This is a genomic window from Wolbachia endosymbiont of Spodoptera picta (assembly GCF_018141665.1).
GTDB lineage: Bacteria > Pseudomonadota > Alphaproteobacteria > Rickettsiales > Anaplasmataceae > Wolbachia.
The window spans coordinates 23,007-35,108 of sequence record NZ_CP067976.1 but is presented as its reverse complement, the minus strand read 5'-3'; the positions used below and the strand labels follow the sequence as shown (position 1 = coordinate 35,108).

Here is a 12,102-nt window from a genome sequence, read left to right as displayed (position 1 = left end):
ATAATTCATCATCATTAATACCAGGCTGCGGAAGTATTACTGTAGAATCTTGACGGTTTCTAGCATCTGCTATAATCTTTTCTTTCATTTCTTGACTAATTAAAGCTTACTTCCTACAAACTTCTCTCAAAGATTTCACAGTAAAGTTTGTTCCAGGATTTAATTGCTTAAGTCCTTGTGCAACTGCATCAAAGAAACAATCCCCTCTTTCAATTGCTTTCCCTATTGTAAAACCTTCTGGCAGGTTTAATATTTGCTGATTACTGGATAGTAGTATATCTTTTCTTTTTGCTTTTGTTGACCTAACTTCTTGCTTAAAGGGTCCTAGATTTTTCTCTGCACGATTTACAGAACATGATGCGTTGAACATAATAACCCCCCAGTATTGGTTATATTGAATATTGCTACATTATGGTCAATAAAATCAGCAGAACAAGAACTTTTTTAGCATTTTATTTTAGTTTGTATTTTTAAAACTAAAGCCAGTGCTTGCAAAAACACTTCTATTTTTTTTACTGCAATGTACTAAATGATATCACTACTTTCAATACCCAAAATCATCTAGTGAGAGAAGAGTTTTTCTTGGAATGCGTTGGTCTACCAAGTGTACCATACGAACTTTTTTTATATTCTGAATGGCTTTGTTGCATAGCTAGTGTTGGTTGAGGTTATTGTAAGAAGAAAAGCTTTTTAATATATGGCTACTAACGCATTTTGTTGTAAAATAGGCATTTTTCAAACAAGTACAACTTATGCCACAAAAAATGAGAGTAAGTAACCAAAGAGAATATAACGAGTTTCTCAAAAAAAGAGGAAATGTTTTTCATTTTGTTAATCAAGCCATAGAAAATTGGTATGAAAATAGTCCAAAAGTTGCAGGTGGCAATAACACTTATAGTGATAAAGTTGTAATTTTAATACACATATCTTTTTAGAATTGGCTTGAGACAAGCTGTAGGTTTTGTAAAAGGTTATATGGTACAAATAGGCAAAAAACTTAAGATTATCAGCTATACACAAGCTTCCAGAAGATTTAAAAAGCTTAATTTGAAGATTGATGACCATAGAAGCAATAAAGACGATCTGGAAAATGTTGAAATTGCCGTAGATAGCACTAGAGTTAGTATCTACAATAATAACGGTGGGCATAGTAAGCTTAATATTTGAAAAAGAAAATACAGTGGTTATGGTCAAGTAAGAAAATTACATGTTGTTTTAAACATAAATGATAAGAAAGCAATAAGCATGAACTACACTAGTGGTGTTGCTGTAGACTATTTGCCGGTCTGCGATATGTTAGAAGAAGTCAGTGATAAATATAACATTTGTTCTATTCGAGCAGATGCGGCTTATGATATAAAAAGTGTGTATAAAGAATGCAGAAAATACAATATTGTGCCTATTATTTGCCCTAGGAAGGATACTAAAATTTGTTTAGCTGACTACTTATCAGAAAGAAACAAGTATATTAGTAGAATTAGGTCATATGAGAATTATGAAGATGGTATTAATGAATGGAAGAAAAAAGTTAAGTATGGAGCACGGTCTTATATTGAAGTCTTTTTCTATAGGTTGAAGCAAATATTTGGGTTTAGCTTGAAAAATAAATCAGAGGTAAATCGTGAAAAAGAGCTGTTAATTAAGTGCTACTTATTGAACAAATTTACTGATATAGGTATGGCTAAATTTAAATTAGCTGCGTAAATTCACTGTGATTTACATGCCTATCAGTGCTATGCAACAAAGCCATTCTGACTTTGCTATACACTAAAACTAGCCATATTAGCCCATTTCATCCATATCTACATACGAACTAATTTGCTCAAGCTTATAGAAATAATTTAAATCTTCTATTTTTATAACCTTATTTTTACGCGGCTTGTTCTCACAAATATACGATGTTTTTATGTTTTTTAAAAAAGTAAACATTCAAGATTTTTATGATGCTAAAGGAACCCATGTTTTCTATATAAACGTAAATATCTCTCATGCTCTCAATCAGCAGCAATTTTACTATTATTTAAGCACTAACATAATAACATTAGATAATGGTGTTGGGTACACACAAATGGGTGTTAGAATGAACTATGCAAAAGTTACTAAACGTATTGCAGCGTATTTAGTTGACCAAACAATATTTTTAGTCTGCTGTTCATTCTTTTTTTTATTAATTTCATTTATATTACCAGAAGAATCTCTTACTAACTTTTTTAATTATGTCTTTCCTGATACTGACATTGATACAGAACTCATATCAAAACGATATGAAATATTAGAAGACTTAGGTACATTACTAGCAAGTTTAGTATATATAGCATTAGAAGTATTAATGATAAATAAGACTTGGTTGGACTCCAGGAAAATTGCTATTTGGTATATACATAAAGGATGCAAACACACTGAAAAACATTGCTTTTATGCAAGTAGTAATAAGAAGCACTTTCAAGACGTTTTTGTTTGTATTTCTCGATACTTATGAGTGGTTTTTAATTTCACCAGTATTGGTCCTAATGCTTATACCTATAATATTTGATCAACGTAAACAGCTTTTCTACGATAAAATTGCAAAAACAGTAGTAATGGATTATAGATCTGAAGAATGCTACCCAAGATTAAACTGTGTATATGTGGAAATAACTAGACGCGCTGTAGCAACATGTAATAGTTTAGACTTGATCTGACAGAAGAATTGAAAACTAATATCAGTCTTTTGTTTAATGTTACTAATATTTTTCTGATAAGCAATATGCATACTATCAAAAAAGGTTTGCATAGGCATAGCAATATTTACCTGAATGTGGTCTAGATCTATTGTAAGAATGCACCCAATGGTCTACGTCTAACTGAAGTTCTGCCAAAGAGGTGTAAATTTTCTTTCTAAAGATAATATTGTAACATTCATCTTGCATAGTTCTATGGAACCTTTCACATATGCCATTAGTCTGTGGAGAACGAGCTTTGGTTCGAGAATGATCAATATTTTCTACCCCTAAATATAGCTGGTAAACGTGATTTTCAGGTCTGCCACAATACTCTGTACCACGATCCGTCAAAACACGTAGCAATGATACTTTCTGTTCATCAAAGAACGGTACTACCCTATCATTAAGAAGATCTGCAGCTGTGATAGCAGTCCTTTCTGTGTAAAGCTTAGCAAAAGCAACTCTGGAATAGGTATCAACAAAGGTTTGCTGGTAAATTCGTCCAATACCTTTGATATTACCAACATAATAACTGTCTTGGCTACCTAAGTATCCTGGATGCTCTGTTTCAATTTCTCCATGGGCCTCTTTATTCTTCCTTAGCCTTTTCTAGAGCTGTTATCTGTTCTTCTGTTAAAATGATACCATCCTGAGCTACTTTTGCTTCTAATGCCTTTAACCTCTTTTTAAAATTTTCAAGATCGTTTCTTTGCCACACTGATCTTATTCCACTTGCAGAGATGAGAATTCCTCTCTTTTTCAGTTCGTTTGCTGCTCTTTCTTGTCCGTATGCTGGAAACTCTATTGCTATTTCAACTACTGCTTTTTCTATATCCTCCGACACTCTATTTGCATACAATGGCTTGCTTTTGCTTATCTCGTGTAAAGCCTCTTCTCCTCCTGTTTCATACAGTTCTTTGAAGCGGTAAAATGTATCCCTTGAATATCCCATTACTTTACACGCCTGTGATACATTTCCTAATTGCTTTGCAAGTTCTAGCAATCCCAACTTTGGTTTTAGTATTTTTTCTTGTGTTGTATTCATATCTGACACTCCTTTAAAACTTGTTTATATTTTTATCTTACTTTGTTTGCTTGTCAGATCAAATCTAAACTATTACAGAGTTGATCATTGGCTGCGTTCTTACAATGAGACAAGGCCTCATTCAGGCAAATATTGCTATGCCTATGCAAACTTTTCTTGATAGCAAACAAATTGCTTTTCAGAAAAATATTAGTAACATTAAACAAAAGACTGATATTAGTTTTCAATTCTTCTGTAAGTTAATTCTCACCTGTCAGATTAAGTTGTGTCTAGTACATATAACTGCACTAACTTACTAATACTTAAGTATGGGGGTACAGAAACGTATACATGTTGACGCAATTCTACCTCTCTACTTGATTATTTGCACATACTTCTTGTACAATTTCTTTAGCTTTCTGTTCAATATCTCCAACTAATACTGGATATCGATATTTTGTTATCCACACTATGTGATACATATACAGAGTGACTGCTTTTTCTATAATATTCCACATTCTTTGAGATTTTTCACCTTAAAATTATATTCTTAAAAGGATGGACTTTAAGTCCAGGGTTTTTCTCCCAAATTTGGTACAATAAAATCTAACGTGACTTCGCGCCAAATGTGATGCTGCTCAGCAGGTAAGCCAATTAACGGGCTACATTTATATACTGCACGCATTGCATTATCTGCTGCTGATCTAAAAAGAGGATTATTTTGATAAGAACTACTATCTGCTACGTTGGCTACAACGATCTCGCCTTTACTGGATAATAATAAGTTAATTTTTATACTAAAACTTTCTTTATAAACTATGCCCTCAGGAATGCTCCAACACTCTGTCAGTTTATCCCTTATAGAATTAATAATTTCTGTTACAGCCAATTCATCATCTTTGTTCTCAATATTTTTCTTATCTCTTATTTCATTTTTCACCTCTTTAATGCCTTCTCTTAGTTTTCTTTCTACACCCTTTTTTCTTTTGGGAATTGGAATATCCTCATCAATTTCCTGTATTTCAATAATTTGCCTCGGTTGTACTAACTCAACTAATTCTTTTTTTCTTTGTGGTATAGGAATAACTGACGAATCATCCGTTTGGGCTTTCATTGAAAAAAGCAAAAAACAACATAGAAACAAAAGAAGAATATAATTAAAATAGAGAGGGCGCATATGTTAAGCAGCTTGTTTTACTGGTTTAAAGCTAATATTGCACATAAAGTCAATATATTTCAGTTGACTTAAACTCAAATTTGCTACACTAATTTTATTATCTCTATAATATCATATGGTCAATATACTCTAAATGAGATGGAAAGATGAAGGTGTTATTATAGCTGTTAAAAAATACGGTGATAAAAATTTAATTCTTTCTCTATTTACAAAAAATCATGGAAAGTGCAGAGGATTAACTAGGTTAACAAACAATAGCAATTATAAGTTTCAAATAAGTAATCTATTACATGCAGAATGGAGTGCTAAGCTACCTGAAAATCTAGGTTTTTTAAAGTGCGAATTGATTGAATCTCCATTTCATCATTTCTTTCAAGATAGGTTAAAAAGCATTGCTATTGTTTCTTTCTCGTCTATATTAGAAAAAGTGCTTCCAGAAAGTGAATCCTGCATCAAGTTGTATGGTAATTTTAGACACTTCATCGATGTAATAAAACATAATAGCCAGTTTTGGCAAAGTCATTACCTTAACTTAGAGCTTCTGCTTCTTACGCAACTTGGATTTAAGTTAGACCTATCAAAATGTGCTGTAACAGGTGTGAAAGAAAATCTACAATTTATTTCTCCAAAAACTGGTAGAGCAGTGTCAAAAAAAGTAGGTGACTGTTATGCAGATAAATTACTACCTTTTCCACAGATGTTGCATGATGTATACAATAACAACCTACAAAATAGCTACTCATATCAAGAATTCAGACTAGGGTTAAAAATTACAGGGTATTTTTTAAATAAATATCTATTTCTGCAGTTAAATGCGAAATTTCCGGAGTTGAGAAATTTTATGCTATCATTTGAATCTTAGTTACTACTTATTTGAAAGAACTTCAACCAGTAACCACTCTATTTCTACCACTGTTTTTTGCTTTATATAAATATTTGTCAGCACGTACTATAAATTTTTTAACATCATCAAGGTCAGATCTTTGCATTGCTGAAATTCCAATGCTCACAGTTACATTATGGGTTGTATTTTTACCCACAAGTATAAAAGGTTCTTTGGCAATAATTTTCCTTATTCTCTCTGCAATAGTATACGCATCTGATACATTGGTATCTGGCATTACAACAACAAATTCCTCACCACCAAACCTAGCTAATAAATCTGTCACTCTGATATTTTCAGAAATTCTTTTCTGTATTTCCTTTAAAAGTTCATCTCCAGCATTATGCCCAAAGTTATCATTCACCATCTTAAAATAATCTATATCAAGTATCATAAGAGATAAACTTCTATCTTTTTCCACAGAATCCTTAACAATATTTCTTAAGTGTGCATCAAAATATCTTCTATTATAACAGTTAGTTAATGGATCCTTTATAGACATTTCTACATTATTAAATAAATTCATTCTCAAGGCATCTTGATACCTTTTGCGTTTCACTTGCAAATTAACCCTAGCTATTAATTCACTCTCATCTAAAGGTACTGTTAAATAATCATTAGCACCTACATCAAGTGCCTTTACTAAATTGCTTTTATCATAATCTTCAGAAAGGATCAGAATTGGTGTATAACGTGTTTCCACTTTACTACGAAACTTAGAACACAACCGTAGGCCGTCAGTTTTTGAAAACTGCATGTCAGAAATAATCAGGTCGTAATTATCCTTAATACCAACCTTTAATGCTTCTTTTGGATCGTGCAGTATTTTAATTGATCTGAAGCGTTGCTTTAGAACATTGTGTATCTGCTCTGCTTGAAAGGTGTCCTCATCTACAACAAGTATGTTAGCATCAAAAATCTGATTAGAATAATCCATAATACTGCTTTCTGCTACTCCACCAATCTCAGCATTAGTTTCTCCTCTCAAGCACAACTCATCTATTATCATCTTTAAGCGCACAAGAGACTTAATTCTTGCAGATAAAGCAGTTTCATCTATCGGCTTAGTTAGAAAGTCATCCGCACCAGCATTAATTCCTTCCACTCTATCATGAGTGTCATGCAGCGCAGTTACCATAATTATTGGAATATAAGTCGTTAAGGGATCATTCTTTAGCTTCTTACAAACCTCAAAACCACTCATTTTTGGCATCATGACATCAAGTAAGATAATATCTGGCTGCTGTTCCGCTACTAAATCTATCGCCTCCTCGCCATCATAAGCTACAATAACTGTATAGTACTCTGCTTTTAGCTGAGCCTCCAAAAGCTTAACATTAGATGGTATATCATCTACTACTAGGATTTTTGCTGTCATTTTTTGTACTATCTAAATTGTAAGTAGGATAAAGCTTGCCATCTTCACCAATTATGTAATTGACTTTTTCAACGTTATGCCCTTCATATAATTCTTTAATTCCGGTATCCTTCAACAATTTCCTAACTCTTGATTTTACAACCCAGAAATACCTATATATATTTTTAATAAGATTAAGAAATACAGGTACTTTACTTTTATCAAAAACAATTATACTCACTAAAGCTACAACTAAAATTTCTGAAAGACCTATATTAAACATTTTTCCTATGAAGCAAGTACTTTAACTCTCCTGATTATGAGTATTAATTTACTTAAATCAAGTTTAGAAGCAACCATCTCATCTAAAAAGCTATTGTAACGCTCTATATAATCCTTATCATTAAGAGCCCAAGTTTGAACCTTATCTACATGATTATCAGTAGCTTTTATAACTTTAACAGCTAGCTTATGATGATAATTGCTTAAATCATCTAATAAATCATTAATTAAGCTGCGATCCCAATAAGAAGAATGGCTTTTAATCTTGACAGCAATTGTTCTAATCATATCAAACCTTAGCAGCGACTTTAATTTAAAGTATATTCTACCAGCTTCAAAGATTGATAAAGATGTCTGTTCAGCAATAGATATAACGTCCAGCGCATAAATAAGAATACGTAAATCAGCAACCTTTTTTGCTAGATCTTTATTTATGTTAAGCTCTACCAAAGAGGTTAATCCATGATTATAGATCTTTAACAGGCGATCATCTAAAACATCATGGCCTAAAGTTTCAATTGTACCCCTAAATTTTGTAACATCATCTAGTTCTGTAAGATTAAGTTCACCAAGATTTTTTACTAACCAAAATGACACTCTACCAATAAATTTTTGTACATTTCTCACTATTTGTAAATACAAATCGGCATCAATTTTGCCATCCAATTCATCAATTTCATGCCAAAGGCTATTTAAATTATATAGGTGATTCACAACAATATATATGTTAACTGCTTCATGTACTCTAATTCCAGTACTCTCAACCAAGTTATTAATAAATATACAGCCCATCTTATTTATTACATCATTTGCAATGCAAGTAGAAATAATTTCCCTGCGAAGTTGGTGTTTCAATATGGAATCCTTAAATTTTATTACCATCTTTTTAGGAAAATAACCTAGCAAGTAGTTATGAGATATAAGATCTTTTTCAGACAGATCGGAATGTATAATTTCATTTTTTATTCCTGTTCTAGCATAAGACATTAGAACAGAGAGCTGAGGAGAACTGAAACCTTCTGCACCAGTTAACATCCTTGCTATCTCTTCTTCAGTTGGAAGAAATTCTACGCTTCGGTTTAACAGCCCAGATTTTTCTAAACTGAGTAATAATTTATGGTGCTGCTCCAACTTTTCTTTAGCTTGCAAGCACTCAAGAAGCAATGCTTTTGTTTCAATCCTGTTATGATTTTCAAGTACCTTAGATGCAACTTCATCTATCATGCTAGCCAGTATTTCATTCCTTTTTTCCAAGGAAATTCCCCCTTCTTTCATAATTGCAACAAAAGCAATCTTGATGTTAACTTCAAGATCAGAACATATTACTCCTGCTGAATTATCAATAAAATCTGCATTGATATACCCACCTATTTTAGCGTATTCTACCCTTCCAAGCTGCGTGCAACCAAGGTTGCCACCCTCTATAAACATAGAAGCTCTAATATCATGACCGTTTACTCTTAATTCATCATTTGCTTTATCGCCAACCATGCCATGGCTTTCACTTTTTGCCTTAACAAAGGTGCCAATTCCTCCATTCCATATGAAATCCACTTTTGCCTTGAGCAAATATCGAATCAAATCATTTGGAGATAATGTATCTTCCATTATATCAAAGCACTTTTTCATTTCTTGAGAAATTTCTACTTGTTTGCTACTACGTTCAAATATCCCGCCACCATGAGAAATCAAATCTCTATTGTAATCCATCCAAGTGGAAAACGGTAATTCAAAGAGCCGTTTACGCTCCACGAAACTCTTTTCCGCATCAGGATTTGGATCAACAAAAATATGCATATGATTAAATGCTCCAATTAAACTCATATTTCTTGAAAGCAGCATACCGTTCCCAAATAGATCGCCAGCCATATCTCCAATTCCAATAACAGTTGTATCCTGGTAAATATCCTTATTCATTCTCCAAAAATGGCGTTGTGCTGCAATCCATGCACCTCTTGCTGTAATACCCATCTTTTTGTGGTCATAACCTGCTGATCCACCAGATGCAAATGCATCTTCGAGCCAAAAGTTATATTCAGAGGATATTTCGTTTGCATAATCAGAAAATGAAGCAGTGCCTTTATCTGCTGCAACTACCAAATATGGATCATCTTCGTCATACCTAATCACATTTTCTGGTGGAGTTATTTTGCCATCAACTACATTATCAGTAATATCAAGCATTCCTCTGATGAAATTCTTATAGCATTCAACACCTTTCTCCCTTAAAATGTTTTTGTCTTTATAAACTTGCTTTATTACAAACCCACCCTTTGCGCCAACAGGTACAATGACCGCATTTTTTGTCATCTGGGCTTTCATGAGTCCCAAAACTTCAGTGCGAAAATCTTCCGTTCTATCCGACCATCTCAAACCACCACGAGCCAACTTCCCTCCTCTTAGATGTATTCCCTCAAAAAGGTTTGAATAAACATACAATTCACGGTATGGGCGCGGATCAGGTAAACCATTTATTTTACTTGAATCAAATTTGATAGATAAGTATGGCTTATCATCTTGATAATAACTGGTTCTCAAAATTGCCATTATCAAGTTAAATATCGAACGCAAAACGTAATCATGTGAAACGTTGCTGATCTCTTTTAGTAGTTCTTCAATTTTTTCCTGGAAAATGTTAGTAGTTTCTGCTCTATCAATATCTATATTAGGATTGAATCTTGCACGAAATAGCTGTATCAGATATTTCACTATTTTTGGGTACTCTGAGACCACTTTTTGGATATATTCTGGGTTATAGTTAAATAACGTCTGCTTTAGATAGGCACTTAGCACCCTAATAAGAAGTACTTCCTTCCATTTGAGCCCAGCAATAATGATCAAACTGTTGAAATAGTCATTTTTAATTTCCTTGTTGAACACTTTTGCAAGCGTTATTTCAAATTGCTCTTTCAGAGTAATGTCACTTATTAACTCATCGACTCTTGACAACACAAAGTGGTGTATCCATATTCCACCATTGATTTCTATATAATAACCATTATGAGATAGAATTTTTGCTCCCAAATTCTTAGTAATTTTTAATATCTTTGATAATTCAAGACCACCATTGCTTGGAGTATAAACTTTTAACTGATAGTTAAGATTGTCACAAGTAAGTCTCAAATCAACCTCACTTACTCCTTTCTTCCTTACTATCTCCAATTTTTTCATGTCGTAATATGCATCATGAGGTTCAAAATTCTCTTGATAGCTTACCGGAAATGCATTGGAATAGCGGATGAATACATCCTCAACAGTGCTAAAAGTATTATATAAATTGTCTATAAAACGATCTTCCCACTTTTCCGTAATGTTTCTTAATTTGTTTTCGATACGCAAAACTTCATAATCAAGAACGCTAGCATTTTTGGCCTTTAGTACTACATGTAATTTCATCAGATCATATTCATTGATAATGTGATTGTTATAAATATCTGAACTTCCTGCACTTGTTTCATCCTTCAATATATCACGTATCTTGAACATTAGCCTAGCGCTAGCATAACGCATCGGTATCAGTACTATGCAACTAATACAGTTCCCTAGCTTTCTCAAAAATAACTTGACTCTTGGTCTAATCGCAAGAGACATGATCGAGGTGCAAGTTTCAAATAACTCGTCTTCATTTGATTGGAATAATTCGTCACAAGAAAATGCCTGTAAAATGGAAATTAAAGCTTTATTGTTATGGCCACCAGGAACAAATCCTGCCTTTTTTTCTATTGTTGTAACCTTATCCTTTATTAACGGAATAGTTCGAATATCTTGCACTTCTGCTATAGAAGTAAATAGCCCAAAAAAATGCTGTTCCCTTATTACATCACCCTGATCATTAAATTCTTTCACTCCTATACAATTCATATAGGTACGCCGATGAACTATTGAGATTAGGTCTGATCTTAGTATGTATAAAGAATTCAAGCTTTCAGAAGAAATTGATGAATTTTGGTACTCTTCACTTGCTCTCATTAACCCGAGGCTCTCCTTACCACTTAGAGCAAGCTTTCCTTCTTTATTAGTAATGTATTCTTGATAACCTAAAAATACAAAATTGTTATTTTTCAACCAAGCTAGAAAATCTCTGCCTCCAGCATCCAATGCCGGAAGCTCAAGAAGCTTCTTGAGCATCAATTGCCAGTCCTTTACAACGCAGTTAACTGCTTTTAGCGTCTTTCGTAGAGATTCTTCTAGTGTATCAACAAAGCTACCACTTATGCCTTTAATAATTACATATATTACTGACTCTTTGATTCCATTACTTTCTTCCAAAAGATGAATTTTATCTATTAGGCTATTTTTTCTTTGAACATTAATTATGCTGTTACTATAATAGCATATAGTTAAACCGTGTGACTTAATAGTGGAAATGACAGAATCCACTAAAAAGGGCATGTCATAATTTGTGATTTTAATTATAGTGAAATTGCCTTCTATTCCTGAAATATCATTTACATTACTTACTGCCAATTTACTTTCTTCTTTTTCTTTTTTAAGAATGAAGTTGTATGCATCTTCTGCAATGTATAAAAGAAATTTATCGTTGACTTTTAGGTCACTATTATAAACAAAATTATAAAAGTACTGTATAAACTCTTTAATTTTTTCTTTCTCTTTTTTATTCCCTTGATCAACTAGCTTAAATAAAGACTCAACATTAACATTATGATTTATACACAT

At 32.8% G+C, this 12,102-nt stretch carries 8 protein-coding genes and 4 pseudogenes; 5 read left to right on the top strand and 7 right to left on the bottom strand.

What is annotated here, in order from left to right:
• Positions 1–106 precede the first annotated feature (106 nt).
• A complete protein-coding gene (locus JKF54_RS00170; protein WP_211908084.1) occupies positions 107–370 on the bottom strand; it encodes an OTU domain-containing protein in 264 nt (87 codons plus the stop codon).
• Between the two features lie 382 nt (positions 371–752).
• Here JKF54_RS00170 and JKF54_RS06835 point away from each other — a divergent pair.
• From JKF54_RS06835 to JKF54_RS06705, 3 genes and pseudogenes are all read left to right on the top strand, one after another.
• Positions 753–1,704: pseudogene (locus tag JKF54_RS06835) on the top strand (IS5 family transposase).
• A 202-nt stretch (positions 1,705–1,906) separates the two neighbouring features.
• Positions 1,907–2,479 carry a hypothetical protein gene (locus JKF54_RS00155; protein WP_211908777.1) on the top strand — a complete coding sequence of 191 codons (573 nt, stop codon included), beginning with the start codon at positions 1,907–1,909 and terminating at the stop codon, positions 2,477–2,479.
• Positions 2,364–2,681: an RDD family protein gene (locus JKF54_RS06705; RefSeq protein WP_211908082.1), complete on the top strand. Its 318-nt coding sequence runs from the start codon at positions 2,364–2,366 to the stop codon at positions 2,679–2,681. Before JKF54_RS00155 ends, JKF54_RS06705 begins: the two co-directional genes overlap by 116 nt.
• Here the strand turns inward: JKF54_RS06705 and JKF54_RS00145 are convergent.
• Positions 2,603–3,747 (bottom strand): annotated as a pseudogene (locus JKF54_RS00145) (IS481 family transposase). The gene JKF54_RS06705 and the pseudogene JKF54_RS00145 sit on opposite strands and share 79 nt — an antisense overlap.
• Before the next feature lie 79 nt (positions 3,748–3,826).
• Between JKF54_RS00145 and JKF54_RS00140 the strand changes: the two are divergent.
• A pseudogene (locus JKF54_RS00140) lies at positions 3,827–4,046 on the top strand (hypothetical protein); the annotation flags it as partial.
• Here the strand turns inward: JKF54_RS00140 and JKF54_RS00135 are convergent.
• Positions 4,027–4,242 (bottom strand): annotated as a pseudogene (locus JKF54_RS00135) (transposase); the annotation flags it as partial. The pseudogenes JKF54_RS00140 and JKF54_RS00135 sit on opposite strands and share 20 nt — an antisense overlap.
• Positions 4,243–4,291: 49 nt before the next feature.
• A complete protein-coding gene (locus JKF54_RS00130; protein WP_211908081.1) occupies positions 4,292–4,840 on the bottom strand; it encodes a hypothetical protein in 549 nt (182 codons plus the stop codon).
• A gap of 196 nt (positions 4,841–5,036) precedes the next feature.
• Between JKF54_RS00130 and recO the strand changes: the two genes are divergently transcribed.
• Positions 5,037–5,765 (top strand): DNA repair protein RecO, encoded by a 729-nt coding sequence (gene recO, locus JKF54_RS00125; RefSeq protein WP_211908079.1) that lies wholly within the window; start codon positions 5,037–5,039, stop codon positions 5,763–5,765.
• 22 nt (positions 5,766–5,787) lie between these two features.
• Here the strand turns inward: recO and JKF54_RS00120 are convergent, their stop codons facing one another.
• From JKF54_RS00120 to JKF54_RS00110, 3 genes are read right to left on the bottom strand one after another with little or no spacing between them, the layout of a single operon-like run.
• Entirely contained in the window at positions 5,788–7,164 is a 1,377-nt protein-coding gene (locus tag JKF54_RS00120; RefSeq protein ID WP_007302914.1) for a PleD family two-component system response regulator, read from the bottom strand.
• Positions 7,136–7,426 carry a Sec-independent protein translocase subunit TatB gene (gene tatB, locus JKF54_RS00115; protein WP_211908077.1) on the bottom strand — a complete coding sequence of 97 codons (291 nt, stop codon included), beginning with the start codon at positions 7,424–7,426 and terminating at the stop codon, positions 7,136–7,138. Before tatB ends, JKF54_RS00120 begins: the two co-directional genes overlap by 29 nt.
• A 5-nt stretch (positions 7,427–7,431) precedes the next feature.
• Entirely contained in the window at positions 7,432–12,102 is a 4,671-nt protein-coding gene (locus JKF54_RS00110) for an NAD-glutamate dehydrogenase (RefSeq protein WP_211908075.1), read from the bottom strand.